Here is a 25,739-nt window from a genome sequence, read left to right on the forward strand (position 1 = left end):
TCCCGGAAAGATACGTGCCGGAGGGTTCTATGACGTGGCCGAGCGGGTGACAAGGGCGGCTCAGGTCCCGCGCGCACCGTTGAGGCCGGATCTCAGTACGCGGGCGAGATCAGCCGCGGAGCAAGGCTTCTGGATCGAGGGAGCGACGACACCGCCCATGCTGGTCTGCGAGAGGCCGGCATAGCCCGACATGTAGACAATCGGCACATCCGGGCGCCGATCGCGGACCCGGCGGGCAAGGTCGTAGCCCCCCATACCGCCGGGCATCACGATGTCGGTAAGAAGGAGATCGAACTCCTCGCCCGCGTCGATCAGGTCGAGCGCCGCGCGCCCTGAGGTCGCCGAGACATGACGGTAGCCGATCGCGGTCACCATCTCCTGCATGATCGCGAGGAGGCTCGTATCATCTTCCACGATCAGCAGTCGCTCGGACCGGCCCATCGGCACCGGAAGGCGCTCCGCCGGGTTGTCCCGATCGCCCTCGTAGAGCCCGCGGGGCAGAAGCATCCGGATTGTCGTGCCGTGGCCCACCTCCGAATAGATGCGGAGCTCCCCTTCGGACTGTTCGATGAAGCCGTAGACCATCGAGAGCCCGAGACCGCTGCCGGAGGTGCTGCCCTTGGTGGTGAAGAACGGGTCGATGGCACGGCGCCTCACCTCATCGGTCATGCCGCGCCCGTTGTCGGTCACCGAGATCTCGACATAGCGCTGGTGATTACCGCCTGCGCGCGCCCCGCCGACGAGGTCGCCGAAGGCCGTGCCGGTTTCATACCCGGTCATGCCCTTTTGGTCCGGGCGTTCCACGGCGCGGGCAGAGATCAGGATGCGGTCGCCGGTTTCTCCCTGAAGGATGGCATCGCGGCTGTTGAGCACGAGATTGAGCAGCGCGTTCTCGAGCTGCCCCTGGTCACAATGGACCGCGAGGCTCTCGTCGGGGCATTCGATCACGATCTCGACGGCTTCCTCGATTGTCGGCCGGACGAGCAACTTCATCTCGCGCAGGACTTCCACGACGGGCTTGGTGCTGGCCAGGGCAGGATTGCGCTTGGCGAAGGCAAGCAGCCGGCGGGAGAGATCGGCCCCGCGCTTGACCGAGTTCTTTGCCCGCTCCAGCCATTCGCGGGTCTTGCCCGGAAGAGGGTCGGCAAGCGAGAGCTCGAGCGAATACATGATCGCGGCAAGAATGTTGTTGAAATCATGCGCGATGCCGCCGGTGAGCTGGCCGAGCGCATCGAGGCGACTTGCGCGCTCGAACTTCTGCCGGTTCGTTTCCTGTTCGGTGACATCGTCGAGCACGATCACCACGCGGATCGGAACATCGGGCCGTTCGTTGCCGCGGGGTGTGGTGGTCTCCCCGCTCGAGAGGCGCACGTAACGGATCGTCGTGCTGTCGCCCCTGGTTATCAGGTTGATCTCTCCGCGCAGGCGTTCTCCCGCGAGCGCCCGGCGGATCGGATCCGCGGAGGCATCAAGCGGCTGCAGATCCTCGGCGCGAAGGAAGGTGATGGTATCAGGCCATGGGTAGGGGAATGGCCCGTCCGCGAGACCGAGCATCTGCCGGGCCACGGTGTTTGCGGTGACGATCTGCCGGTTGTTGTCGAGAGCAATAATGCCGTTTGTCGTCGTATCGAGCACCATCTGAACGCGGGCACTTGCCGCCTCGATGGCAAAGAGCGCATCCGTCTCGCGCCGCCGCAGGATTGCAAGCACGACAATCCAGCCCGCAAGCAGTGCCGAACTCGCCGCGGCCGCGAACAGGCTCAGTCGCAGGATCCGCGTTTCGATCTGGTCAAGGCGCGCATAGACGCTGAGCCGCGCTGACGCCACCAACTCGGAGAGGTTTCGGATGGCTTCGATGTCAGGGACCCGGACGAGCGCATCGAGCTCGCGTGCGGTCAGCGTTCCGGGCGGAGTGCTGCGGAGGATTTCGATCATGCTTCCATAGCGCAGAAGGGTCTCCCGCGTTGGCGTCAGGTCGATGTCCGTTCCGGTCGCCCGGGCGAGATCCTGGATGCCGGCAAGCGCGTCGAGCGCATCCGCGAGATTCCGGGTGGCTCCGTCGAGATAATCGGTTTCCTGCGGCCTCAGGACCGCGTTCTTGAAATTATGGATGAAACCGCCGTAGCCGGTCGCGCGCTCGAAGTGGAGCATCTCGGTGAGAAGCGCAGTGTTCTGCGTCGTGAGCCGTGTTTCCAGCCGCCGAAGATCACCGAAGAGCACCCAGAAGGCCACAAAGCCGCCGGCAAAGATGATGCCGATCACGAACAGGCCGCGCCGCAGAAAATGCGTGCGTTTCCGTACCGCCTCTGAATCTCTCAGTCCCTGGAACATGCGCCCTCTTGCAACGCATAGAAGATCTGCCCTGCGGGTTTGCGCAAGCCCGAGTCGTCTGGACGGGTACAATTTGCGGCATCGAGTTAAGAAAGCGGTAACGAATAAACGATGTCCAGATGGCTTCGGCATCGCCGCCGCAAGCGATGCATGTTGACGCCTGCCTGCCGGCGTTCTAGGGCGTCGCGACATGGCCGAGCCCCCGATCCTGACCCTGAACGATATCAGCCTGACCTTCGGCGGAACGCCTCTGCTGAACGGCGCCGCGCTTGCCGTGCATCCCGGTGAGCGCATTGCGCTCGTGGGACGGAACGGGTCTGGCAAGTCGACCTTGATGAAGATGATGGCGGGCCGCGTGCAGCCCGACACGGGCGAGCGCTTTCTTCAGCCGGGCCGCGCCGTCGGCTACATGGCGCAGGATCCCGACTTCGCCGGTTTCGCGACGCTCGGGGATTTTGCCTCCGCGGGTCTCGATCCGGCCGAGCACTGGCGTGCGGAGATCGCCATGGAGGGCGTGAAGCTCGACGCCGCGATCGATCCTGCGCGCGCATCGGGCGGCGAACGGCGGCGGGCCGCACTGGCGCAGATCCTTGCCTCCGCCCCGGATCTCATGCTGCTCGACGAGCCGACGAACCACCTCGACATCGAGGCCATCGCCTGGCTCGAGGCGCATCTTCGCGAGAGCCGTGCGGCCTTCGTCTGCGTGAGCCATGACCGGGCGTTCCTGCGCAACCTCACCGACCGGACCCTCTGGGTTGACCGGGGCGAGGTGCGTCGCCTCGATCGAGGGTTTTCCGCCTTCGAGGAATGGCGCGACAAGACATATGAGGAAGAGGATGTCGCGCGCCACAAGCTCGACAGGCTCATCAAGTCCGAGGGGCGCTGGGCGGTCGAGGGGATCTCCGCGCGCCGCAAGCGCAATCAGGGCAGGGTGCGGCGGCTTGCGGAGATGCGGACCGAGCGCAGGGCCCAGATCCAGCGTCTGGGCACGGCGCGGATGGAATTCGAAGGCTCGGCTCCATCCGGAAAGCTTGTCGTCGAGGCGGACGACATCTCCAAGGCGTTCGGTGGCCGCACGATCGTGAAGGATTTCTCGATCAAGGTGCAGCGCGGGGATCGCGTGGCGCTTGTGGGGCCGAACGGGGTCGGGAAGACCACGCTCCTCAAGATGCTCACCGGCGAACTCTCCCCTGACAGCGGGCGGGTGCGGCTCGGCACGAACCTCTCAATGGCCGTCTTCGATCAGAACCGTGCGGCGCTCGATCCGGACGCGACGCTCTGGGAGACGCTCAACGGCGATTCGGAAATCGGTGTTTCCGGGCGCGGCGACCAGGTCATGGTGCGCGGGCGGCCGCGTCATGTCGTGGGCTACCTGAAGGATTTTCTCTTTGACGAGGCGCAGGCGCGTGGCCCGGTCTCGGCGCTTTCCGGCGGCGAGAAGGCGCGCATCCTGCTTGCGCGGCTCATGGCGCGGGAAACGAACCTGCTCGTGCTCGACGAACCGACCAACGATCTCGACGTGGAGACGCTCGATCTGCTCGTCGAACTGATCGCCGATTACGAAGGCACGGTTCTGCTCGTGAGCCACGATCGGGATTTCATCGATCAGATCGCGACGATGACCATCGCGATGGAAGGCGATGGCCGCGCCACGCTCTATGCCGGGGGGTGGAGCGATTATCGCGCGCAGCGGGGTGAAACGGCGACGGAGGCAAGAGCCGCGCCCGCCGCCGCGAAGCCGAAAGCGGCCGCGCCCAGGCCCAAGCCGCAGGCCCCTCGCGCGCAAGGCCTGAGTTTCACCCAATCGCACCGGCTCGCGGCCCTTCCCGCGGAAATGGATCGGCTTGCAGCCGAGATCGCCAAGCTCGAGGAACTCATGGCAGATCCCGCGCTTTTTACCCGCGAGCCCGCGAAATTCGCCAAGGCCTCTGAAGCGCTTGTTCAGCGACAGACAGCGCTCGCCGCGGCGGAGGAGGAATGGCTCGAGCTGGAGACGCTGCGCGAGGCCGGCGAAGGCTGAGCCCGGCGGCAGCGTTGCGCAAGAGGCGGCAAGCCCGCATTGTACGGGCCAAACCTGCCAGCCGTATGAGCGCCAGATGCAACTCGACATACTCGTGAAGGGGGGCGTGCTGCCCGATGGGCGCCGGGCCGACGTCGCGATCCGGGATGGCCGGATTGCCGAGATCGCGCCCTCCATCGACGCCCCGGCGCAAGAAACCTTCGATGCGGCAGGCTGTCTCGTTTCCGCGCCTTTCGTCGATCCTCATTTCCATATGGATGCGACGCTCTCCTGGGGAAATCCGCGGATCAACGCATCCGGGACGCTGCTCGAAGGGATTGCGCTCTGGGGCGAACTCAAGGCCCGGCTCACGCCGGAGGCCGTGGCGGAGCGGGCGCTTTCCTATTGTGACTGGGCCGTGTCCCAGGGCCTTCTCGCAATCCGGAGCCATGTCGATGTCTGCGACGATCGCCTCGTCGGCGTTGAGGCGCTGCTCGCGGTGAAGGAAACCGTGAGATCCTATCTCGACCTTCAGCTCGTCGCCTTTCCGCAGGATGGCTTCTACCGCGATCCCCGTGCGCGGGCGAACCTTCTGCGTGCGCTCGATCTCGGCGTCGACGTCGTTGGCGGCATTCCGCATTTCGAACGGACCATGGAGGAGGGTCGCGCCTCCGTCACCGAGCTTTGCGAGATTGCCGATGCGCGCGGCCTTCCGGTCGATCTGCATTGCGACGAGACCGATGATCCGCTCTCGCGACATATCGAACAGCTGATCTTCGAGACAACGCGGCTCGGCCTGGAGGGCAGGGTGTCGGGCAGCCACCTGACTTCGATGCACTCGATGGACAACTACTATGTCTCGAAACTCCTTCCGCTGATGGCCGAGGCCGGTGTCGCGGCCATTCCCAACCCGCTCGTCAACATCGTCCTGCAGGGACGGCACGACACCTACCCGAAGCGGCGCGGCCTCACGCGCGTTCCGGAGATGCGCGCCCATGGCATCCGCGTCGGCTGGGGGCAGGACTGTGTCCTCGATCCCTGGTATTCGCTCGGCAAGGCCGACATGCTCGATGTGGCCTTCATGGGGCTCCACGTCGCCCAGATGACAAGCCCGGCGGAGATGCGCGCCTGTTTTGCCATGGTAACGGAAGAGAACGCGGCGATCCTCGGCCTTGAGGGCTACGGGCTCGAGAGGGGCGCCATTGCAAGCCTCGTCGTGCTCGATGCGGGCGATCCGATCGAGGCAATCCGGCTCCGGGCCGAACGGCGCTTCGTGATCTCGAAGGGCCGGGTCGTTGCGCGGAAGGCGCGAGTGGCGTCGCGGCTCTCGCTGCCCGGACGTCCCGCCGAGGTTGATCTGAGGCTTGCACCCGGCGGCTGAAGCGGAGAGAGTCCGCCCCGCGCAGGGCGGCGATAGCCCGGCGGCAGGGAGGATGACCGATGACGCTGCGCGTCGCGCCGATGAGCCGGGCCGAGATCGAGGCCTATCTGGATGATGTAGCCACGCTCCGGATCCGCGTCTTTGCGGAATTTCCCTATCTCTACGACGGCGACATGGAGTACGAGCGCCGCTATCTCGCGGCCTATCGCGACAGCCCCGGTGCGATCGTCGTCGGCGCGTGGGATGGCACGCAGCTTGTCGGAGCCTCGACGGGCACGCCGATGGAGGATCATGCCGACGACTTTGCCGGGGCCTTTGCAGACCAGCCGATGCCGATCGAAACCATCTTCTATTGCGCGGAGTCGGTCCTGCTTCCCGAATATCGCGGCCGCGGAATCGGCGGCCGCTTCTTTGACCACCGTGAGGCGCATGCCCGGGCGCTGGGCCGCGACTGGTCGGCATTCTGTGCGGTGATCCGGGCCGACGACCATCCGGCACGCCCGGCCGGCTACACGCCGCACGACGGATTCTGGACCCATCGCGGCTATGCCAGGCTCCCCGGCGCTGTCGCGAGTTTCCGGTGGAAGGATCACGGCGATGCCGTGGAAACCGAAAAGCCGCTCCAGTTCTGGATCCGCGGCCTGAGGGAGGATCAGCCATGAAGATTGCGGCCGCGGCCTATCCGATTGATTGGCACAACCGTTGGAACGATTACGTCGGCAAGCTGCGGGTCTGGACCCGGACGGCACGGGATCAGGGCGCCGAACTGCTTGTCTTTCCCGAATATGCCTCCATGGAGCTTGCGAGCCTCGCCGAGGCGGAAATCGCGGGCGATCTCGCGCGATCCATCGAAGCTGTGCAGGCGCGCCTGCCGGACGTGGACAGTCTTCACGCCTCACTCGCGCGCGAGTTCGGTGTCCATATCTGCGCAGGGTCCGCGCCGGCCCGGCGGCCCGATCGTCTGCCTGCCAACCGGGCGCGCCTCTTCGCGCCGGACGGTTCGGTCGGTCATCAGGACAAGATGATCATGACGCGCTTCGAGCGCGAGGAATGGGGGATCGGTCACGGCGATGCCCTGCGCATCTTCGACACCGAGCTCGGCCGGATCGGCATCCTCATCTGCTACGACTCCGAATTTCCGTTGCTGGCGCGCAGGCTTGTCGAGGCCGGCGCGGAGATCCTCCTGGTGCCGAGTTGCACCGATACGATGCAGGGCTACTGGCGGGTGCGCATAGGCGCCATGGCGCGGGCGCTCGAAGGCCAGTGCGTCGTGGTGCAGGCCCCGACGATCGGTGATGCCAAATGGCTCGCAGCGGCAGATGTGAATGTCGGCGCCGCGGCGATCTACGGTCCGCCCGACGGCGGATTTCCCGATGACGGCGTGATTGCCCAGGGCAAGGTCGGCGAGGCCGGGTGGGTCTATGCCGACGTGTCCCTCGACGCCATCCGGGAGGTCCGTGAAACGGGTGCCGTCTTCAACATGAAGCATTGGCCGGAGCAGGATGAGCGGCCCGCGGAGGTCGAGACGGTTCGTCTCGGCGCGGCGGATGCCGACCAGGCGACGACAGGGTGATCCGTGAATGCGGGTGCCGTTCCGCCCGCCGCCAGGGCGGTCTTCACCATGATCGGTTGCGCCACTTGAGAAATTAACCGTTCTGTCCTACATTGAATAGGCCGGCGCCGGGCAGGAGCGGCGCGATGAACGGAGGAATCCGCGCTGTCTCAGCATACTACGGCGGTGGATACCGCCAACCCGGATGCGGTGTTTCACCCGATTCCGGAACAATCCAGTAGCACAGAGCTGCTGACCACGATCCAGGCCTCGCTCGACGACGACAAGGCCGAAGACGTGACGACGATTCCCCTCGCAGGAAAATCCGAGATGGCCGATCACATGGTGATCGCTACCGGCCGCTCGTCGCGTCAGGTCTCCGCGATTGCCGAGAAGCTCGCCGAGCGCCTGAAGCAGGAGCATGGTGTGACCGTGCGTACTGAAGGCAAGGAAGCCGGTGACTGGGTGCTCATCGATGCGGGCGACGTCATCGTGCATCTGTTCCGGCCGGAAGTGCGCGATTTCTACCAGCTCGAGAAGATGTGGCAGCCGCCCAAGTCCGCAGACGCTCGCTGATCCGGACGGGACCTTGCGCATAACACTGCTCGCGGTCGGGCGCCTTCGCGCCGGGCCGGAGAACGAGATGATTTCAGACTATCTTTCGCGCTTCGATCGGGCGGGGCGTGCGCTCGGGATTGGGCCTGTACAGGTGGTAGAGGTCGAGGCGAGAAAGGGCGGTGGCCAGGCCGAAGAGGCGCGCCTTCTGGCATCGGCCCTTCCGAAGGGCGCCGTTACCGCGGTGCTGGACGAGCGCGGCCGCACTCTCTCCTCTCCCGATTTCGCCGACACCCTGCGCCGCTGGGCGGATACCGGTGTGCGCGATCTTGCGCTCGTCATTGGTGGCGCGGATGGCCTCACGCGGGAATTTCGCGATGCAGCGGATTTCAGGCTGTCTCTCGGGCCGATGGTCTGGCCGCACATGCTTGTGCGTGTGATGGTGAGTGAACAACTTTACCGTGCAGTATCGATCCTCGCCGGCGCGCCCTATCACCGGGCGTGAATTTGGTTCCATTTATTGGAGAGCAATACTTTGTGACCCCGTATTCAGGGTTGCAGGCGCATCCATGATTGACCCATCAGGTCAGCGTGCTTAACCTTTCCCGCAATACAGACCGGGCCATTTGAGACTCGGCGGATGCGTGGAGGAAGCTATGGACATCGAAGTCGAAGACCGCTTTTTCACGACACTCAATGCGATTGTCTCTGCAAGGCTTGGAGCGGAGCATCCATGCTCTGCTGCCGTTGCGAAGGCCGCTCGCGATCCGAGTGTTTCAGTGGTGCGGGAAGCCCATCAGGAACTCAACGCCCTCGATACCGGGGTGCGGGTTGAAATCATGACGGAGCTTCAGAGCTGGATGGAACCCGCCGCCTGAGTGCAGCGGAAGAGCTGAATGCAGTTTGCGGTCTGTTGACCGCCGGGGGTTTGCGGGCTTTTGGGAACAGCTATCCGTGGCTTGAGAGCGGGTCTCTCCCGTCACGCGGCCGGATCTCTCTGAACTATCATCGCTGTTTTGCGGCTGGTGGCGTGATCCTATCTGTTCCGCCACTGATGCGATCGACCGGCAGCCGGTCTCTCCGTTCACTTGCGTGACGATCCGGGCCGAAGCCACTCCGACCCGGATCAATTTCTCTCCCAGGCGGACGCCATCATGAGCGCCCGCCCGGCAGATCCTCTCAGTCGCTGGCCTTCTGCATGGCCGCCTCGAGCTTCGCCTTGTCGGCGTCGGAAAGCTGCGGCCGATCGACATTGATCGTGAGCTTGTCGAGCTTGGCCGTCAGTGCGAAGGGCGGCTTGTAGTCGGCATCGTTGACGCCGGTCAGCGTGTCGGAGCCGATATCGAAGGACTCGTCCCACTGCAGGATCATCGGCAGGGTCTTGTCCATCTTCTGGCTTTGCACTTCCTTGCCGTCCACCTTGAGCGTTCCGGTGCCACCGCGTCCAACGCCATCGAAGTCGTTGAAGGCCAGCGTGCCGGCCCCCAGACCGTCATAGGTGAAGTCGAACTCGAGGGTATGCTTGCCCGGCGCCAGAGCCTCGGTGCCTTCCCACTTGATCCGCTTCAGGTCGACCATGTTCCACAGGAACACCGGCTTGCCTTCGAGCAGGTAGAAGCCATAGCCGCCGAACCGGCCGCCGGAGGTCAGGATCATGCCCTCGGCCCCGCCTTCGGGAACCTCGATATCGGCCGTGATGGTGTAGGAGGTGTTCAGCAGCAGGGGCGAGTCGCCCTGCGGCAGCCCGACCATCGGCCTGGTGTAGACGAACTCGGTCCGGCCCGCGGTGATGTTCGGACGCGGGGCGACGATGCGTGCCGCAACCGAGGCATCGAGCGGGAAGACCTGATACTTCTCGGCTTCCTTGATGAAGAGTTCCTTCATCTCCGCAACCTTCTCGGGATGCTCTGCGGCGATGTCGTCCGTCTGGTTCATGTTGGTGTTGAGATCGTAGAGCTGAAGCACCTGATTGTTCAGCGGGTCGGGGTTGGCCGGGCCGAATGCCTGCCAGGGCGCGCGGTTGACCTTGGTGCTGAGCAGCCAGCCGTCATTGTAGAGCGCCCACTGACCCATCATCTCGAAATACTGGGTGTGGTGATGCGACGGCTCCTCGGCGTTCTCCTTGGGGAAGGTATAGGCAAAGCTCGTGCCCTCGATCGGCGCCTGCTTGACCCCATCGACCTCTTCCGGCGCCGGGATGCCGGAGACCTCGAGGATCGTCGGCACGACATCGATCACGTGCATGAACTGCTCGCGCCGGCCCCCCTTGTCGGTGATGACATTCGGCCAGGAGATGACCATGTTCTGCCGGATGCCGCCGAGACGCGAGGCATTCTGCTTGAACCAGTCGAACGGCGTGTCGAAGGCCCAGGACCAGCCCGCCGACATGTGGTTGTAGGTCTCCTCGGTGCCCCAGACGTCGTACCATTTCATCTGGACGTCGGCCGGGATCTCGTTCAGGCCGTTGAAGAAGGCGACCTCGTTCGGTGTGCCGAGCGGGCCACCCTCGGCGCTCGTGCCGTTGTCGCCGTTGATGTAGATGACGAGCGTGTTGTCGAGTTCGCCGATGTCGTCGACCGCCTGGATGACGCGACCGATCTCGTGGTCGGAATAGGCGGCATAGGCGGCGAAGACGTTGACCTGGCGGATGAAGAGCTTCTTCTCGGTGTCGCTGAGCTCATCCCAGGGTTTGAGGACTTCGTTCGGCCAGGGTGTCAGGGTCGCATCCTCGGGCACCAGACCCATCTTCTTCTGGTTCTCGAAGATCGTCGCGCGCAGCGCCTCGTAGCCATCGTCGAAGAGATGCATCGCCTCGATCTTCTCGACCCATTCCTTGGTCGGGTGATGCGGGGCGTGGGTGGCGCCGGGGGCGTATTTGACGAGGAAAGGCTTGCTCGGATCGATCTGGTGCATCCGGGTGATCCAGTCGATCGCATCATCCGCCATGCCGGTGATGAGGTTCCACTCTCCTTCCTGCCCGTCGAACGGATAGATCTGGGTCGTGTTGCGGAAGAGGTTCGGCTGCCACTGGTTGGCGTCCCCACCGACGAAGCCGTAGAAATACTCGAAGCCCAAGCCGGTCGGCCACTGGCTGAAGGGCCCGGACTGGCTGGCCTGGAAGGCCGGCGTGTTGTGATCCTTGCCGAACCAGGCGGTATTGTAGCCGTTGTCGAGCAGGATGCGGCCGATCGTCGCCTTGTCCTCGGAAATGATGCTGTTGTAGCCGGGATATCCGGTCGACTGTTCGGAAATGACGCCGAACCCGGCCGAATGGTGGTTCCGGCCGGTGATCAGCGCGGCGCGGGTGGGCGAGCAGAGCGCGGTCGAGTGAATGTTGGTGTAGCTCAGGCCTTCCTGCGCCAGAGCATCCATCGTCTCGGTGGGAATGACGCCGCCGAAGGTGCTCGGCACGGCAAAGCCCGCATCGTCCGTGATGATGAGAAGGACGTTCGGGGCGTCCTTCGGTGGCACGACGCGCGGCGACCACCAGGGTGTCGAATGCAGGGCGTCCCGCTCGATCTTGCCGCCGAAGGGCAAGGGCGGCGGCGGGAGCTGCGCCCCGTCGAGGGTTCGGGTTGCATCGGGGGATCCCGCCGCTGCTTCGGCTGAAGCCGGTACGGGCATCTGCCCGAACAGGACAACTCCGGCAAACAGGGCGACGAACCCGTTCAAAGTGCGCATAGTAGAGCCTCCACAAGCCGTGGTGTTCCGGCGAAGACAGGCGGGTTGGCCGGAGGACAGGCGAAGCCAAAAGAGCCGCGCTCCGTTGTATTCAAGACGAATTGACCCAATAACCACGCTCCGGAAAGTCGCCGGGCGCCCGCTCATCTTCTTCAGAATCGAACTCTTTGTAGTCACGGCAGAGTGAGCGCCGAAGCGGAAATTCGCTCATGCTTATCCTTCCGCGCCAAAAAGTGCGGGGGCTTACCCAAGCGAATCCGTAGCAGATTCAGCGGCCGTGCCCTGGCGCGGCCGGCTCGAGGCGGCATGCTGGCCCGTCATGCGAAAGGTCCGCGGCGATTGGCCCGTCCAGCGCCGGACGGCACGGGTGAAGGCCGACGGGTTCGTGTAGCCCAAGGCGGCTGCCAGCTCCGAAAGGTTGGAGTCTCCTGCCTCAAGCCTCTCCAGCGCGATCCGGCGCCGGGTTCTGTCGATCAGGTCGGAAACGCTGGTGTCTTCATCCTCGAGGCGGCGCTGGAGCGTTCTGGTCGTCATTCCGGCGCATTTCGCCAGAAGGTCGGCGGTGATCCTCGCCTCCGGGAGCATGCTCATGATCGTGACCTCGAGCGAGTCGGCAAGAATGCCGCGTTCCCGCAACCTTGCCCAATCGGTCGTGAGGGATATCTTGTCGCTGTCGGAGAGCTCGAAGGCAGGGAGCCTGGCCTGGGCCACCGCGCGCGGAACCTGCAGGGAAAGTCTCGGTGCGGATGCGGCCTCCAGCCTGTCTCCGAGCCAGGGCCGGAGATGCGCCAGCCCGGCTTCGGGATGCGGCACCAGGGAATAGGTGATGCCGCAAGGTCCGGGGGTCCGCGCCAGCCGGCAGATGCTGTGAAGCAAGGCCGCCACATACTGCTCGATCAGATGCAGGGTGGTGGCATCGAAGTCGAAATGCCAGAACTCGCAGACCGTCACCCAGTCGGCGTGCTCCTCGACCGTGAGCACCTCATGCGAGCAGTGCCGGGGCATGTGCCGGCTCACGCGCGTGAAGGCATCGTAGAGCGTCTCCGCCGTCAGGGCGACAAGGCCGAGATTGGCGAGCTCCACGACGCTGGTTTCGGTCACCACCCGGCAGCCGATGTCCATGCCTTCCGTGTCCGCCTGCTGGCGGATGAAGTCGAGCAGGAGGAGCAGGGGGGCCGGGGAGTTCGGCTCTTCGAGATCGAGGAACGCGAGGCCCGCCGCCTCGAGCCGCTGCGTGACGGGCCGGCCGTTCTCACGCAGCCAGCGCACCCAGGGCACGAGTGCTGCCGTGCGGATCAGGGGAACCGTCTGCGCCATCACCGAATATCCGCTGGTTGCTTGCCCGACCAAGTCTAGTGGGGCGAATCGCCACCGACAATGATCTTCGGCAATTCGGAACCGACAACGAGCCGGGCCGGATCGAGCGTAACGGGGGGGGACCCGGGCGGTGAAACCGGAGCTTTTCACCGTGAAAACTCAAAAATCGCATTGAAATCGTTGAATTTTCCTAGTTAATATATCATGAATGCCGCCGAATTGCCGGGCTGGCCTCGGCGCGCGGCACTTCGAGGCGCACGCTGGTGCCCCGCGCGACGCTCTCCAGCCGCACGCTGCCCCGGTGCTTGCGCATCACCTGCTCGACGATCGCGAGACCGAGGCCGGTACCCTCGCCGCTCTGCAGCTGCGAGAAACGGCGGAACGCGGTCTCGGCCTCGTCGAGCGGAATGCCCACGCCGTCGTCCTGCACGGTGACGGAGATCACCGCGCCCTCCAGGGCCGTTCGCACCACAATTCGGGTCATCGTCTCGCCCCCATGCCGCAAGGCGTTCTCGACGAGGTTGGTGAAGGCCTCTCCGAGGAGCGTCGGGTCGCCGTCCATCATCAGGGGCTGCGCGGAGCGGTCCAGCGAAAACTCGAGATCGCGGGAGAGCACGGCAGGGGCGAGCCCCTGGCAGACTTCCTCAACGACGGTGTTGAGGTCGAACCGCGTCACGGCCCCCCCGTCGCCGTAGCGCAGGCGTTCGAGTTGCAGCAACTGGTTCGCGAGCCGCGCCGAGGCGCGCGCGGCGGCGATGAGCTCGGTCTGACGGGCGGCGCGCTCGGCCTCGTTCCGGACATCGGGGAGGGTCTCCGCGAGAGCGAGGAGTGCTGCGGCGGGGTTGCGCAACTGGTGTGCCGCATCGGATATGAAGGCCTGATGCGCCTCGATGCTGTCCTGGACCTGCCCGAACAGACGGTTGAGCGTGGAGACCACCCCGGCGACCTCCTTTGGCACCGGGCGCCGGATCTGCCCGAGATCATCGGGGGAGCGCTTGTGGATCGCTTCCTGCAGATCGTTGAGCGGCCTGAGGCCGATCTGGACGCCGAACCAGATCACCAGAGCCAGCGCGCTCATCAGGCCCGCCATGAGCGCGATCGCCCGCCAGGCCAGCTCCCGGGCAAAGGCATTCCGGTCGCTGACCCGCTGCCAGACGGTCACGACCGACACTCCCGAGAGGTTGCCGATGGTGCGGTCCTCGCTCATGCGCAGGACGCGCATTTCCTCGCCCCGGTAGGTGGCCATGTAGTAGCTGGGCAGGTCGCGGCTCAGGGGCTCGGCGGCGCGCGGGGGGTAGGCGTATCCCGTCACGTAATAGCCACCCGGCCCCGTGACATGGTAGAAGACCTCGCCGCCGCCCGCGTCGGAAATGAAGTTCCGGGTGCTCGACGACAGGGCATCGCCCGCCGAAATGGCGACATCGCGCGAAATCGCCAGCGCGGCGGCCAGGAGGCTGCGGTCGAACAGCTCTTCGGAGGTCTTTTGCGCCGCCTGGAACCGCCACAGGCCAAGCAGAACGGCCACGACCAGAAGCGGCGGCAAGATCACCAGGAACAGCCGCAGCCGGAGCGACATGGCCCTGCGGTGCAGGGTCTTACGCGGTGTATGCGCCATCGACTTCCAGCATGTAGCCCAGGCCGCGCGCGGTCTTTATCCGGATCCCGAAGGGTTCGAGCCGCTTTCGCAGGCGGGAGACATGCGGCTCGATCGCGCTGTCGTCGGCGTCCGAGCCGATGCCGTAGACATGGCTGATGAGCTGCGACTTGGAGACGAGGCGGCCCCGCCGCTCCAGAAGGCATTCCAGCGTGGCGATCTCCTTGCGCGGGATATCCAGCGGCTGGTCGTCCTGCAGGAGCTGCCGGCCGGAGCGGTCGAACACCAGGGGGCCCAGCGTATCGCGCGCGGCGAACTCGAGGTTCTTGCGCCGCGCCATCGCCCGCAGGCGCGCCTCGAGCTCGTCCATCTCGAAGGGTTTCGTCAGGTAATCATCCGCCCCGGCGTCCAGACCGGCCACGCGCTCCGCCGTCTCCGAGCGCGCGGTCAGCAGGATGACCGGCGTTCCGTCGCCGCGGCGCCGCAGGGCCCGGAGCACCTCGATCCCGTCCATGTGCGGAAGGTTGAGGTCCAGCACGACGAGATCCGCGCCTTCCTGGGCGAGGAAGGTATCGGCCTCCGCGCCGTCATGGAGCAGGTCCACCGAGTGGCCCCGGTCCCGCAGGCGGAACGCAATTCCGTGGGCCAGGGCCTCGTTGTCTTCGACGACGGCGATACGCATGATTAATTCTTTGTCCCGTTGCGCAAGTTTCCCGCAAGCTTGGACCAGCATGGTGTCCGCACTCGAAGAGGGAATCGTTTTCCCCTGAAAGAATAACACTTGAAGCGCCGTACGGCAGAGCCGGCGCACAAGGTCTCCGGGAGGATACCAATGACCATCAAGAATCTCGCATCCACAGTTGCCACCCTTGCGCTCATGACGGGCCCGGCACTCGCCGAAGTCGACTTTTCCGGCAAGACGATCGAATGGGTGATCCCGTTCTCGGAAACCGGCGGCTCGGCCAAATGGGCCAACTTCTTTGCGCCGCTGCTGGCCCAGGAACTGCCGGGCAAACCGACCGTGGTTGTCAAGTTCATGCCCGGTGCCGGATCGACGAAGGGCGCGAACTGGTTCCAGGAGCAGGAATACGAGGACGGCACGCTGCTCTTCGGCTCCTCGGGCTCGACCCAGTTTCCCTACCTTCTGAGCGATCCGCGCGTGCGCTACGAGCTGAAGGACTGGATCCCGGTCATGGCGACCGGCACCGGCGGTGTGGCCTACCTGAACCCGGCCGACGGAGAGAAGTTCGACGGCTCGGCCAACGCGCTGCAGGACGTGAACCTGATCTTCGGCTCGCAGGGCGCCACCGGCCTCGACCTCGTGCCGCTGCTGGCATGGAAGCTGCTCGGCATGAACGTGGAGCCGGTCTTCGGCATCAAGGGGCGCGGTGACGGCCGCCTGATGTTCGAGCGCGGTGAGGCCACGATCGATTACCAGACCTCCTCCGGCTATCTCTCCGGTGCCGCGGATCTGGTCGCCGCCGGAACCGCCGTGCCGATGATGACCTGGGGCGCGCTGGACGAGGACGGCGCGATCGTGCGCGATCCCACCTTCCCGGACATTCCCTCCTTCAAGGAAGTCTGCGCCGCCACCGAAGGCTGCGAGACCGAGGGCGTCGCCTGGGACGCCTGGAAGGCCTTCTTCATCGCCGGGTATCCGTCGCAGAAGATCGCGTTCCTGCCCCAGGGCACGCCGCAGGAGGTCATCGACACCTACGTCGCCGCCTTCGAGGCGGTGCGTGCGCGCCCCGATTTCGCCGAGATTTCCTCGAACGAGGTCGGAGAGTATCCGATGTTCGTCGGCGAAGGCGCCGTGAAGGCCACGAACGAGGCGACCTCCGTGAGCCCCGAGGCCAAGGCCTATGTCATCGACTGGCTGAAGGACTCCTACGGCGTGACGATCAACTAGGCGAAGCGCCCGCGGGGCCGGCCCTTCCGGCCGGCACCCGCAGCCCCTCTCCCTTCTGAAAATTCAACCGAAAGAACGGTGCGATGGATCTCTTCGCGACCGCCCTGCCGGCGCTTGCCGACGCATGGGCTCTCATCTTGCAACCAGTCGTTCTGGGCTATCTGGTCCTGGGCGTGGTCATGGGCCTCGCTGTCGGCATCTTTCCCGGCCTCGGCGGCATCGCCGGGCTGTCGCTGCTCCTGCCCTTCATGTTCGGCATGGAACCGGTCTACGGCCTCGCGCTGATGATCGGCATGGTGGCCGTGGTTCCGACCTCGGACACCTTTTCCTCGGTCCTCATGGGCATTCCCGGCTCCTCGGCGTCCCAGGCCACCGTGCTCGACGGCTTTCCGCTGGCGCGCAAGGGGCAGGCCGCGCGGGCGCTGTCGGCGGCGTTCACCGCATCGCTCTTCGGCGGGCTGGTCGGGGCCTGCTTCCTGACGCTCTTCATCGTCGTGGCGCGGCCGCTGGTCCTGGCGTTCGGGCTGCCCGAAATGCTGATGATCTCGATCCTCGGCCTCTCCATGGTTGCCGTTCTCGCCGGGCGCGTCGCCCTCAAGGGCCTCGCCGCGGCGGGCCTTGGCATGCTGATCGGCACCATCGGCATCGCGGACGCCGGCGGGTCGCTGCGCATGGCGAGCTACGATTTCCCCTATCTGACCGACGGCCTGCAGCTGGTGATCGTCGGCCTCGGCATCTTCGCCGTGCCCGAGATCGTCTCGCTGCTGCGGCAGGACCGCTCCATCGCCAAGGACGCCACGCTCGGCGCGGGCTGGATGGATGGCGTGCGCGACTGGTTCGCCAACAAGTGGCTTTCGGTGCGCTGCTCGCTGATCGGCGTCATCGTGGGCGTCATCCCCGGCCTCGGCGGATCGGTCGTCGACTGGATCGCCTATGGCCATGCGGTGCAGACCACCAAGGACAAGTCGCAGTTCGGCAAGGGCGAGATCCGCGGCGTGATCGGGCCGGAAAGCTCCAACAACGCCAAGGAAGGCGGCGGCCTCGTTCCCACCCTGCTGTTCGGCATTCCCGGCTCGGGCTCCATGGCGATCTTCATCGGCGCCATCGCGCTGCTGGGATCGGGCGATATCGAGGTCGGCCCGGCGATGCTGCGCGACAATCTCGACATCACCTATTCCATCGTCTGGCTGCTGGCGCTGGCCAATGTGGTGGGCACGCTGCTCTGCATCGCCGTCTCGGGCGGCGTCGCGCGGATGACGACGATCCGCTTCACCTATCTCGCACCGTTCCTGTTCATGCTGATCGCCTTCGCGGCCTTCCAGTCCGGGCAGAACTTCGAGGACCTTCTCGCGCTCTTCGCCATCGGCCTGATCGGCATCTTCCTGCGCCGCTTCGACTGGTCGCGCCCGGCCTTCCTGATCGGCTTCGTGCTCTCGAACCCGGTCGAGAAGTTCTCCAACCAGGCGTTCCAGATCGCCTCCTTCCGCTTCCGCAATTCGTTCGAGGACGGGATGGGCTACATCTTCTCGCCCATCGTGATCGTGCTCCTGATCATCACGGTCGTCTCGGTGGTGCTGGGTCTGCGGCAGGCGAAATCCATCATGGCCGAGGGTGAGGTGCAGTCCGGCTCCAAGCGTGCGCCGGTGGTCTTCCTCCTGGTGATCATGGCCTATGTCGTGATCGCGCTCCTCAACGCCAACGCGATCCCCGACTACAACATGACGGACAAGATCGTGCCGCTCGTGATCGGTGGCGTCACCCTGACCGCGCTTCTCATCCTGCTGGTGCAGATGATCCGGCGCCCCGAGGGTGACAGCGTCTTTGCCGACAAGGAGATGGCAGGCGAGGATGCGGATGCGCCCTACGGGCTCTGGAGCACGCTGGCCTGGTTCGGCGGCCTGATCGTGGCGACCTATTTCGTCGGCTTCATCCTCGCCCTGGCCGGCTTCCTCGTGACCTTCCTCCGGGTCAGGGCGCAGGCCCCGTGGCCGAAGACGCTGATCCTGACGGTCTCTGGCCTCGCGCTGATGTGCGTGATGGCGGGTGCGCTCAACCGCGACTTCCCGCCGGGCCTGCTGCAGCACGCCGTCCATCTGCCCTGGCCGCTGAAATGACCCCTTCCGGAGACGATCACATGACACAGACAGGCATTCCCTTTGTCTTCATGCGCGGCGGCACGTCGCGGGGGCCCTACTTCAACCGGGCCGACCTGCCGGAGGACCAAGAGACCCTCGCCGAGGTTCTGATTGCCACGCTCGGATCGGGCCATCCGATCAACATCGACGGCATCGGCGGCGGGAGCGCCGTGACCACCAAGGTCGCCATGCTCTCGCCCTCGGATGACGACTGGGCGGATGTGGACTACTTCTTCGCCCAGGTTTCGGTCGAGGACCGGCTCGTGGACTTCAAGCCCACCTGCGGCAACATCCTGTCGGGCGTCGGCCCGGCCGCCATCGAGATGGGGATGGTCGTCCCCTCCGGCGACGACACCGAGGTGCGCATTCGCGCCGTCAACACCGGGGCGCGGGTGCTCGCCCGGGTGCAGACCCCGGGCGGGGCGGTGCGCTACGAGGGCGACACGGCCATTGCCGGCGTGCCGGGCACCGCCGCGCCGATCGTGCTGAACTTCATGGGGGTGGTGGGCTCGTCGACCGGCGCCTTCCTGCCCACCGGGAACCTGCGCGACACCTTCGAGGGCATCGAGGTCACCTGCATGGACGTGGCGATGCCCATGGTCATTGCCCGCGCCGCCGATTTCGGCCTGAGCGGATACGAAACCGTGGCGGATCTGAACGCCAACGCGGATTTCTTCGCCCGGATGGAGGCGGTGCGGCGGCGTGCCGGGGCGGCGATGGGGATGGGCGACGTGTCGCAATCCGTCACCCCGAAGTTCGGCCTGCTGGCACCTGCCCGCGACGGCGGGACGATCTCCACCCGCTACTTCATGCCCTGGACGACGCACCCCGCGATGGCGGTGACGGGATCGCAGTGCCTTGCGGCCTGTGCGCTGACACCGGGCACCGTGGCGGACGGCCTGCTGGAGCGGCCCACGGGAAGCCCGGCAAACGTCGTGCTGGAACACGCCTCCGGCACCATCGAGGTGCTGGTGGATTTCGAGTTCAACAATCACTTCACCCTCAACTCCGCCGGGCTGCTGCGCACCGCGCGCAAGCTGGCGGACGGGCACATCTACGTGCCCGCGTCTGTCTGGAAGGGGTACTGACATGCCGATGATGAACCTGCTCGTGGCTTTCAACGGCTCCGAGGGCTCGGTTGCGGCCCTGCGCTATGCCGCCTCGCTGGCGGAGCGCCTGGGGGCGCATGTCACCGCGATGATGGCCCATACCACGCATGTGGTGATCGACAAGCGCTCGCGCTGGATCCCGAAGGAGGCGCGCACGCTGCTCGATGAGGCCAATGCCGGCCTCCTGCGCGAGATCGAGGAGAAGTTCGAGGCGGAACGGAAAGCCATCGGACTGGTCAGCGCGCTCCAGCTCAAGGAGGTGACGGGGCGCGTCGACAGCGTGCTGTCCGAGGCGGCGCGGCATTACGACATGCTCATCGTGGGCAGCCATTCGGACACCGACGATGAACATGTCACCCTGCACCCGGATCGCATCGCGCTGATGTCCGGTCGTCCGGTTGTCGTGGTGCCCGCAGGCTATGATGGCGGGGCGCAGCTCAGCCACTCGGCCCTGGCCTGGGATGGGGGCAGGGCCGCGGCCCGGGCCCTGTCGGACAGCCTGCGCATTCTCGAGGACGACGGGCGCGTCAGCGTGCTGACCGTCGGGCCGCGCGCCAGCTGGCCGGTCGAGGACCTGATGACGCACCTCTCCCGCCACGGGGTCGAGGCCGTGCGCGAGGAGTGGCCCAAGTCCTATCCGGTGGCCGCCACGCTGATCGACTGGTGCCGGAAGCACCAGCCGTCGCTGCTGGTGCTCGGGGCCTACGAGCATTCGAAGTTCCGGGAGGATCTCCTGGGGGGTGTTACCTCCGAGATCCTGTCGCAGATCGACATTCCCGTGCTCCTGTCGCATTGAGGTGCATGGCAGGGGCGTTTCCGGGAAACCGGGTCGCGTGCGCCGCGACCCCGGGGACATCCGGAGCGACCGCTCGCGCCGCAGCCCGGAGCCGGCGCCGGGCAGGGCGCTTTCTCGCCAAGGCTGAAAGGGCGCGGGCGCATGAAGGTCCATATCCTCGACGACTGGTTCGACACGCTGCGGGGCCTGCCCTGTTTTCGCCAGCTTGACGGGCATGACGTCACGGTCTGGACCGACCATCAACCCGACGAGGCGGCGTTGGCCGCCCGCCTCGCGGAGGCCGAATGCGTGGTGCTCTTCCGCGAGCGCACGGCGGTGGCGCGCAGCCTGCTCGAGCGTCTGCCGAAGCTTCGGCTGATTTCCCAGCGCGGCGCCTGGCCGCATGTCGACGTCGATGCCTGCACCGACAGGGGCGTGCTGCTCTGCTCGAACACCGGGGCGGACGGGGTGAACTACGCGGCCGCCGAGCTGACCTTTGCCCTGATCCTCGCCGCCATGCGCCAGTTGCCGCAGCAGATGGCCAGCGCCAGGGCGGGGACCTGGCAGGTGGGCGTGGGGCGCACGCTGCGCGGCCGCACGCTCGGGCTCTATGGCTACGGGCGGATCGGCCGGGCGGTGGCGGACTACGCCCGGGCCTTCGGCATGGAGGTGCTGTGGTGGGCCTCGGACAACGGCAGAGCCCGGGCGCGTGCCGCGGGCCTTCGCGTGGCCCCGAGCCGCGCCGCCTTCTTCGGGCAAAGCGAGGTCCTGTCGCTGCATCTGCGCCTGACGCCCGAAACCCGCGGCATCGTCACCGGGGAGGACCTGGCGCAGATGGCGCCGCGCTCCGTACTCGTGAACACCGCGCGCGCCGGGCTGATCGCGCCGGGCGCCCTGCTGCGCGGGCTGAACGCGGGCCGGCCCGGCATCGCGGCCGTCGATGTGTTCGACAGCGAGCCGCTGACCGATGCCGCTGACCCGCTCCTGTCGCACCCGAACCTGATCGCCACGCCGCACATCGGTTTCGTCACCGAGGACGAATTCGACAGGCAGTTCGCCGACATCTTCGCGCAGGTGAATGCCTACGCCGCCGGCGCGCCGATCCACATGGTCAACCCTTCCGTCTTCGGGCGATGAGCGCGGCCAGGACCGGCGCACCGACGATCACGATGACGATGCGCGTCAGGTGGTGGGTGATGACGAAGCCGAGGTCCGCGCCGGTCACGATGGCCAGAACCGTCATCTCGGCCTGACCTCCGGGGGCGAAGGCGAGGAAGGCCGCGACCGGCGCGCCCACTCCCAGCGCGGTGACGATGCCGGAAAAGGCCGCCGCCAGAAGCGCCAGCACGAAGACATAGGCGATGCCCGCGGCCACCACGCGGGTCAGTTCCTTCCAGGTGACGCCCAGAAACTGCACCCCGATGCCGCAGCCGATGAAGAACTGCGCCACGAGGATCGCTTCGGCGGGCGGGCGGAAATGGATCACGCCGGTGAGCGACAGGATGGCCGTGACGATCATCGGCCCGAGGATCGAGGCGCCGAACAGGCCGATGCGCTCGCCGCCCTTCCAGCCGACCCAGGCGGCGGCCGCCATGATCAGCAGTTCGTGCAGCGGCAGGTCGGCGGCCGGGGCCCCGATGGGGTTGGTCAGCGGCACGCCGTAGAAATGGGAGAGGACGAAGGGCGCGAGCGTCACGATGATGAGCACGCGGGTGCCATGGACCAGCGACAGCACGCGGGGATTGGCCCCGGCCTCCGTGCCGAAGATCACCATGTCCTGAAGACCGCCCGGCATCGCGGCGTAATAGGCGGTCGGGGCATCGAAGCCCCAGAGCTTTCGGAAGAAGGGCACGCCAACCAGCGCGATCAGCCCGATGAAGAGCGGAATCAGCGCCACCGAAATCGCCATGCGCGGCAGCTCGGCAATGACGGCGGGGGTGATCGAGGCGCCCACCGCGACGCCGAGAATCGTGCGCGCCGCGACGGAAACCTGCCCGAAGCCCTTCAGGGGAAGATGCGCCAGCGCCCCGGCGAGGCAGAAGGTCATCGGGCCGAACAGGAAGGGCAGCGGCAGGTCGCAGAGCCGGAAGAGCGCCGTTCCGAGCGCCGCGAGCGCAAGGGTCATCATCCGCCGGTGATTGGCCTTGTCGAAGAAATGTCTGCGCAGATCGGCCTCCTGTCTTTCTTGACACTGCAATGTATATGCGTGTATACACGTGCATACAAGATTTGCCCGGAGAGTGCAATGACGACCGAAGATGACAGCGGCCCACAGGCTGACGGAGCCTACGCCCGCCTGCTGAGCGAACTGCGCGAAGGCCGGTTGAACCCCGGTGATCGCTTGCGGGAAACCGAACTGGCAGAACGGCTTGGCATGTCCCGCACGCCGGTGCGCGAAGCGATCCGCCAGCTGGAAGCGGATGGCGTCGTGACGCATGTTCCCCGCCAGGGCGCCTGCATCAGGACGCTGGATTATGCCGAGGTGATGGAGCTCTACGAGATGCGCTCCGTGCTCGAAGGCACCGCCGCCCGGCTGGCGGCGCGGGCCGCGTCGGACATCGAGATCGAAGAGCTCGTCAACATGAACCAGCAGCTGGCAAAGCTCGGGAGCGCGCCGGAGGCCTTCATCCTGAACCGTCAGTTCCATGCCGCCCTTCTGGACGCGGCCAAGAACCGGTTTCTCGCGCGCTCGATCCACGCGCTGCAGAAGGCGCTCATGATCCTCGGCCCGACCACCCTGACCGAGCCCGACCGTGCCGAAAAGGCCGTGGAAGAACATTTCGGCATCCTCGACGCAATCAAGGCGCGCGACGGCGCATTCGCCGAGACCGCCATGCGCGCGCATATCGAAGCCGCACAGCGGGTGCGGGTGCGTGCGCTGAGAGCCCAACCCGGCCGGATGTCCGGCTTCGATGGAGACCTGCTGTGACCCGACCTGTGAATACCCCTGATATCGTCGTCATCGGCGGCGGCAACGCGGCGCTCTGTGCCGCCATCACCGCGGCCGAGGCCGGCGCGCGGGTTCTGATCCTCGAAGGCGCGCCCAAGGCGTACCGCGGGGGCAATTCCCGGCACACCCGCAACTTTCGATGCATGCACCACGGGCCGCTGGGGCCGCTCGTCGAAAGCTACACCGAAGAGGAATACCTCGCCGATCTGATGAAGGTCACGGCGGGCAAGACGGACGAGGATCTGGCGCGCCTGGCGATCCGCACCTCCGAAGAGTGCCTGCCCTGGATGGAGGCGCACGGTGTCCGGTTCCAGCCGTCACTCTCCGGCACGCTGTCGCTGGCGCGGACGAACGCGTTTTTCCTCGGCGGCGGCAAAAGCCTCGTCAACGCCTATTACCGAACCGCCGAGAGCCTCGGCGTGCAGGTCGAATACGAGGCCGCGGTGACGCATCTCGAGCTGACCGAAGATCGCATCGACTTCCTGGATTACACGCAGGGCGGCGAGAGCCACCGCGTGGCGCCGAAGTCCGTCGTGGTGGCCTCGGGCGGCTTCCAGGCGGATGTCGACTGGCTCGCCCGCGCCTGGGGGCCGGCCGCGAAGAACTTTCTCATCCGCGGCACGCCCTACAATCGCGGCGTGGTGCTGGCGGACCTGCTCGAGCAGGGGATCGAACAGGTGGGCGATCCCACCCAATGCCACGCGGTGGCCATCGACGGGCGCGCGCCGAAGTTCGACGGCGGCATCGTGACGCGGCTGGACTGCGTTCCGTTCTCGATCGTGGTGAACAAGGACGGCCAGCGGTTCTACGACGAAGGCGAGGATGTCTGGCCGAAACGCTACGCGATCTGGGGGAGGCTGGTGGCCGCCCAGCCCGACCAGGTCGGCTATGTCATCATCGACGCCAAGTCGCTGAACCTGTTCATGCCGTCGGTCTTCCCGCCGATCAAGGCCGACACGCTGGAGGAGCTCGCCGAGAAGATGGGGCTTCCCGCCGACGCGCTGGTGAAGACGGTTTCCGAGTTCAACGCCGCCTGCGGCGACACGTCGAAGTTCCACCCGACCGAGCTGGACGGCGTGTCGACGCAGGGCCTTTCCCCGCCCAAGACCAACTGGGCGCGCCCCATCGTCGAGCCGCCCTTCTACGGATACTCGCTCCGGACCGGCGTCACCTTCACCTACCTCGGGCTGAAGGTGGACGACCGCGCGCAGTGCTCCATCGGAAACCGCCCCGTCTCGAACCTCTGGGCCGCAGGGGAAACCATGGCCGGTTCCATCCTGGGGCAAGGCTACCTTGCCGGATTCGGCATGACCATCGGCACCGTCTTCGGACGCATCGCGGGCAGGGAGGCCGCAGCCCATGCAAACTGATTTCCTGAACGAAGCCCGCCGTCAGGCCGAGATCTGCAACGCCTGCCGCTATTGCGAGGGCTACTGCTCCGTCTTCCCCGCACTGCACGCCGAGCGCGCCTTCTCCGACGGAGACCTGACGCAGCTTGCCAACCTCTGCCACAATTGCCGGGGCTGCTACTACGCCTGCCAGTACACCGCGCCGCACGAATTCGACCTGAACCTGCCGCAGGCTCTGGCCAATGTCCGGCAGGAGAGCTGGGAAGACCTCGCCTTTCCACGCGCGGCCGGCAAGGCGTTCCAGAAGAACGGCGTGATGATCGCCGGCGCTGCGGTGATCGGCTTTGCGCTGCTCTTCCTGGCGGCGCGGAGCCTGACCCCGGCCAGCGGAGAGGGCTTCTATGCGGTCCTGTCGCACAATGCCATGGTGGCCATATTCCTGCCGGCGTTCCTGTTCCCGCTGCTCAGCATCGGCATCAGTCTGCGCCGCTACTGGCAGAGCGTCGGGGCGCAGCCGCTGAAGCTTGCGCACCTCATGCAGGCCTTCCGGCAGGCCGCCAACATGAAGAACCTGAAAGGCGGCCACGGCGACGGCTGCAACTTCGAGGACGAGGATCGCTTCACCCACGCGCGCCGGGCCGCGCACCAGGCGGTGATGTACGGGTTTCTGCTCTGCTTCGCCTCCACCAGCGTGGCCACCCTGATGCACTATCTGCTGGGCATGTCCGCGCCCTACGGCTTGCTTTCCCTCCCGAAACTGCTCGGCCTCTCCGGCGGGCTGCTGCTGGTGGCCGGGTGTGCCGAAATGATCCGGCTGAAGCTCAAGTCCGACAGGAAGCTCGGCGCGAGCAAGGCCTTTGGCGGCGAGATCGCGTTTATCGGTCTCCTGGGGTTCGTGGGCCTGAGCGGACTGGTGCTCTATGGCCTTGGCCAGACCGCGATGATGCCGGGATTGCTCGCCCTTCACCTGGGCTCGGTGCTGGCCTTCTTCCTGCTCACGCCGTTCACCAAGATGGCGCATGGCTTCTACCGGCTCGCCGCCCTTGCGGCCGATGCCCAGCGGTGAGTTCGGGCGGGAGCCCCTTGCCGGATGCGCACCGAC

General features: G+C 66.0%; 21 protein-coding genes. 15 read left to right on the forward strand and 6 right to left on the reverse strand.

What is annotated here, in order from left to right:
* Window positions 1-60: 60 nt before the first annotated feature.
* Window positions 61-2,331 carry an ATP-binding protein gene (locus ACF66B_RS17285; protein ID WP_162683257.1) on the reverse strand — a complete coding sequence of 757 codons (2,271 nt, stop codon included), beginning with the start codon at window positions 2,329-2,331 and terminating at the stop codon, window positions 61-63.
* 190 nt (window positions 2,332-2,521) lie between these two features.
* Here ACF66B_RS17285 and ACF66B_RS17290 point away from each other — a divergent pair, with 190 nt between their 5' ends.
* The 7 genes from ACF66B_RS17290 to ACF66B_RS17320 all read left to right on the forward strand — a co-directional run bounded on the left by ACF66B_RS17290 (window position 2,522) and on the right by ACF66B_RS17320 (window position 8,696).
* Window positions 2,522-4,351: an ATP-binding cassette domain-containing protein gene (locus ACF66B_RS17290; protein WP_111429746.1), complete on the forward strand. Its 1,830-nt coding sequence runs from the start codon at window positions 2,522-2,524 to the stop codon at window positions 4,349-4,351.
* A 76-nt stretch (window positions 4,352-4,427) separates the two neighbouring features.
* Window positions 4,428-5,711, forward strand: a complete 1,284-nt coding sequence (locus ACF66B_RS17295; RefSeq protein ID WP_111429745.1) for an amidohydrolase family protein — start codon at window positions 4,428-4,430, stop codon at window positions 5,709-5,711.
* Between the two features lie 59 nt (window positions 5,712-5,770).
* Window positions 5,771-6,373, forward strand: a complete 603-nt coding sequence (locus ACF66B_RS17300; RefSeq protein WP_111429744.1) for a GNAT family N-acetyltransferase — start codon at window positions 5,771-5,773, stop codon at window positions 6,371-6,373.
* A complete protein-coding gene (locus ACF66B_RS17305) occupies window positions 6,370-7,284 on the forward strand; it encodes a carbon-nitrogen hydrolase family protein (protein ID WP_111429743.1) in 915 nt (304 codons plus the stop codon). The genes ACF66B_RS17300 and ACF66B_RS17305 overlap by 4 nt, the downstream gene beginning before the upstream one ends.
* 165 nt (window positions 7,285-7,449) lie before the next feature.
* Entirely contained in the window at window positions 7,450-7,839 is a 390-nt protein-coding gene (rsfS, locus tag ACF66B_RS17310; RefSeq protein WP_392663406.1) for a ribosome silencing factor, read from the forward strand.
* 13 nt (window positions 7,840-7,852) lie between these two features.
* Window positions 7,853-8,323, forward strand: coding sequence for a 23S rRNA (pseudouridine(1915)-N(3))-methyltransferase RlmH (gene rlmH, locus ACF66B_RS17315; protein ID WP_111429742.1), 471 nt, complete (start codon window positions 7,853-7,855; stop codon window positions 8,321-8,323).
* Window positions 8,324-8,474: 151 nt separating this feature from the next.
* Complete coding sequence (locus ACF66B_RS17320) at window positions 8,475-8,696, forward strand: hypothetical protein (RefSeq protein ID WP_111429741.1); 222 nt, start codon at window positions 8,475-8,477, stop codon at window positions 8,694-8,696.
* Window positions 8,697-8,997: 301 nt separating this feature from the next.
* Here the strand turns inward: ACF66B_RS17320 and ACF66B_RS17325 are convergent, their stop codons facing one another.
* From ACF66B_RS17325 to ACF66B_RS17340, 4 genes are all read right to left on the reverse strand, one after another.
* Window positions 8,998-11,499, reverse strand: coding sequence for an arylsulfatase (locus ACF66B_RS17325; RefSeq protein WP_111429740.1), 2,502 nt, complete (start codon window positions 11,497-11,499; stop codon window positions 8,998-9,000).
* A 243-nt stretch (window positions 11,500-11,742) separates the two neighbouring features.
* Window positions 11,743-12,816, reverse strand: a complete 1,074-nt coding sequence (locus ACF66B_RS17330; RefSeq protein ID WP_111429739.1) for an AraC family transcriptional regulator — start codon at window positions 12,814-12,816, stop codon at window positions 11,743-11,745.
* 202 nt (window positions 12,817-13,018) lie between these two features.
* Entirely contained in the window at window positions 13,019-14,431 is a 1,413-nt protein-coding gene (locus ACF66B_RS17335; protein ID WP_392663411.1) for a sensor histidine kinase, read from the reverse strand.
* Complete coding sequence (locus ACF66B_RS17340) at window positions 14,412-15,092, reverse strand: response regulator transcription factor (protein ID WP_111429737.1); 681 nt, start codon at window positions 15,090-15,092, stop codon at window positions 14,412-14,414. Before ACF66B_RS17340 ends, ACF66B_RS17335 begins: the two co-directional genes overlap by 20 nt.
* A gap of 150 nt (window positions 15,093-15,242) precedes the next feature.
* Between ACF66B_RS17340 and ACF66B_RS17345 the strand changes: the two genes are divergently transcribed.
* The 5 genes from ACF66B_RS17345 to ACF66B_RS17365 all read left to right on the forward strand — a co-directional run bounded on the left by ACF66B_RS17345 (window position 15,243) and on the right by ACF66B_RS17365 (window position 21,475).
* Window positions 15,243-16,319 (forward strand): tricarboxylate transporter, encoded by a 1,077-nt coding sequence (locus tag ACF66B_RS17345; protein ID WP_111429736.1) that lies wholly within the window; start codon window positions 15,243-15,245, stop codon window positions 16,317-16,319.
* Window positions 16,320-16,402: 83 nt separating this feature from the next.
* Window positions 16,403-18,433 carry a tripartite tricarboxylate transporter permease gene (locus ACF66B_RS17350; protein ID WP_111429735.1) on the forward strand — a complete coding sequence of 677 codons (2,031 nt, stop codon included), beginning with the start codon at window positions 16,403-16,405 and terminating at the stop codon, window positions 18,431-18,433.
* Between the two features lie 20 nt (window positions 18,434-18,453).
* On the forward strand, window positions 18,454-19,542 hold the full coding sequence (locus ACF66B_RS17355; protein WP_111429734.1) for a 4-oxalomesaconate tautomerase: 1,089 nt from the start codon (window positions 18,454-18,456) through the stop codon (window positions 19,540-19,542).
* Between the two features lies 1 nt (window position 19,543).
* On the forward strand, window positions 19,544-20,359 hold the full coding sequence (locus ACF66B_RS17360; protein WP_111429733.1) for a universal stress protein: 816 nt from the start codon (window positions 19,544-19,546) through the stop codon (window positions 20,357-20,359).
* Between the two features lie 141 nt (window positions 20,360-20,500).
* Window positions 20,501-21,475, forward strand: a complete 975-nt coding sequence (locus ACF66B_RS17365; RefSeq protein ID WP_111429732.1) for a D-2-hydroxyacid dehydrogenase family protein — start codon at window positions 20,501-20,503, stop codon at window positions 21,473-21,475.
* On the opposite strand, the gene ACF66B_RS17370 is transcribed toward ACF66B_RS17365, so the two are convergent.
* Window positions 21,450-22,466 (reverse strand): AbrB family transcriptional regulator, encoded by a 1,017-nt coding sequence (locus ACF66B_RS17370; RefSeq protein WP_111429984.1) that lies wholly within the window; start codon window positions 22,464-22,466, stop codon window positions 21,450-21,452. The genes ACF66B_RS17365 and ACF66B_RS17370 overlap by 26 nt on opposite strands.
* A gap of 117 nt (window positions 22,467-22,583) precedes the next feature.
* Between ACF66B_RS17370 and ACF66B_RS17375 the strand changes: the two genes are divergently transcribed.
* From ACF66B_RS17375 to tcuB, 3 genes are read left to right on the forward strand one after another with little or no spacing between them, the layout of a single operon-like run.
* Complete coding sequence (locus ACF66B_RS17375) at window positions 22,584-23,267, forward strand: GntR family transcriptional regulator (RefSeq protein ID WP_111429731.1); 684 nt, start codon at window positions 22,584-22,586, stop codon at window positions 23,265-23,267.
* Window positions 23,264-24,658, forward strand: a complete 1,395-nt coding sequence (gene tcuA, locus ACF66B_RS17380) for an FAD-dependent tricarballylate dehydrogenase TcuA (protein WP_392663417.1) — start codon at window positions 23,264-23,266, stop codon at window positions 24,656-24,658. Before ACF66B_RS17375 ends, tcuA begins: the two co-directional genes overlap by 4 nt.
* A complete protein-coding gene (gene tcuB / locus ACF66B_RS17385; RefSeq protein ID WP_111429729.1) occupies window positions 24,648-25,703 on the forward strand; it encodes a tricarballylate utilization 4Fe-4S protein TcuB in 1,056 nt (351 codons plus the stop codon). Before tcuA ends, tcuB begins: the two co-directional genes overlap by 11 nt.
* Window positions 25,704-25,739: the final 36 nt, after the last annotated feature.

It is taken from the genome of Amaricoccus sp. B4 (assembly GCF_043226085.1).
In the GTDB taxonomy this organism is placed as follows: Bacteria; Pseudomonadota; Alphaproteobacteria; order Rhodobacterales; family Rhodobacteraceae; genus Amaricoccus.

Excerpts from the sequence above, each read along its gene's own strand:
- ACF66B_RS17300 (WP_111429744.1), top strand. The coding sequence starts at position 5,771 with ATGACGCTGCGCGTCGCGCCGATGAGCCGGGCCGAGATCGAGGCCTAT.
- ACF66B_RS17305 (WP_111429743.1), top strand. The coding sequence starts at position 6,370 with ATGAAGATTGCGGCCGCGGCCTATCCGATTGATTGGCACAACCGTTGG.
- ACF66B_RS17340 (WP_111429737.1), bottom strand. The coding sequence starts at position 15,092 with ATGCGTATCGCCGTCGTCGAAGACAACGAGGCCCTGGCCCACGGAATT.
- ACF66B_RS17375 (WP_111429731.1), top strand. The coding sequence starts at position 22,584 with ATGACGACCGAAGATGACAGCGGCCCACAGGCTGACGGAGCCTACGCC.
- ACF66B_RS17325 (WP_111429740.1), bottom strand. The coding sequence starts at position 11,499 with ATGCGCACTTTGAACGGGTTCGTCGCCCTGTTTGCCGGAGTTGTCCTG.
- ACF66B_RS17355 (WP_111429734.1), top strand. The coding sequence starts at position 18,454 with ATGACACAGACAGGCATTCCCTTTGTCTTCATGCGCGGCGGCACGTCG.
- ACF66B_RS17360 (WP_111429733.1), top strand. The coding sequence starts at position 19,544 with ATGCCGATGATGAACCTGCTCGTGGCTTTCAACGGCTCCGAGGGCTCG.
- ACF66B_RS17295 (WP_111429745.1), top strand. The coding sequence starts at position 4,428 with ATGCAACTCGACATACTCGTGAAGGGGGGCGTGCTGCCCGATGGGCGC.
- ACF66B_RS17365 (WP_111429732.1), top strand. The coding sequence starts at position 20,501 with ATGAAGGTCCATATCCTCGACGACTGGTTCGACACGCTGCGGGGCCTG.
- ACF66B_RS17330 (WP_111429739.1), bottom strand. The coding sequence starts at position 12,816 with ATGGCGCAGACGGTTCCCCTGATCCGCACGGCAGCACTCGTGCCCTGG.
- ACF66B_RS17335 (WP_392663411.1), bottom strand. The coding sequence starts at position 14,431 with ATGGCGCATACACCGCGTAAGACCCTGCACCGCAGGGCCATGTCGCTC.
- ACF66B_RS17320 (WP_111429741.1), top strand. The coding sequence starts at position 8,475 with ATGGACATCGAAGTCGAAGACCGCTTTTTCACGACACTCAATGCGATT.
- ACF66B_RS17370 (WP_111429984.1), bottom strand. The coding sequence starts at position 22,466 with ATGATGACCCTTGCGCTCGCGGCGCTCGGAACGGCGCTCTTCCGGCTC.
- ACF66B_RS17350 (WP_111429735.1), top strand. The coding sequence starts at position 16,403 with ATGGATCTCTTCGCGACCGCCCTGCCGGCGCTTGCCGACGCATGGGCT.
- ACF66B_RS17345 (WP_111429736.1), top strand. The coding sequence starts at position 15,243 with ATGACCATCAAGAATCTCGCATCCACAGTTGCCACCCTTGCGCTCATG.
- ACF66B_RS17285 (WP_162683257.1), bottom strand. The coding sequence starts at position 2,331 with ATGTTCCAGGGACTGAGAGATTCAGAGGCGGTACGGAAACGCACGCAT.
- tcuB (WP_111429729.1), top strand. The coding sequence starts at position 24,648 with ATGCAAACTGATTTCCTGAACGAAGCCCGCCGTCAGGCCGAGATCTGC.
- ACF66B_RS17290 (WP_111429746.1), top strand. The coding sequence starts at position 2,522 with ATGGCCGAGCCCCCGATCCTGACCCTGAACGATATCAGCCTGACCTTC.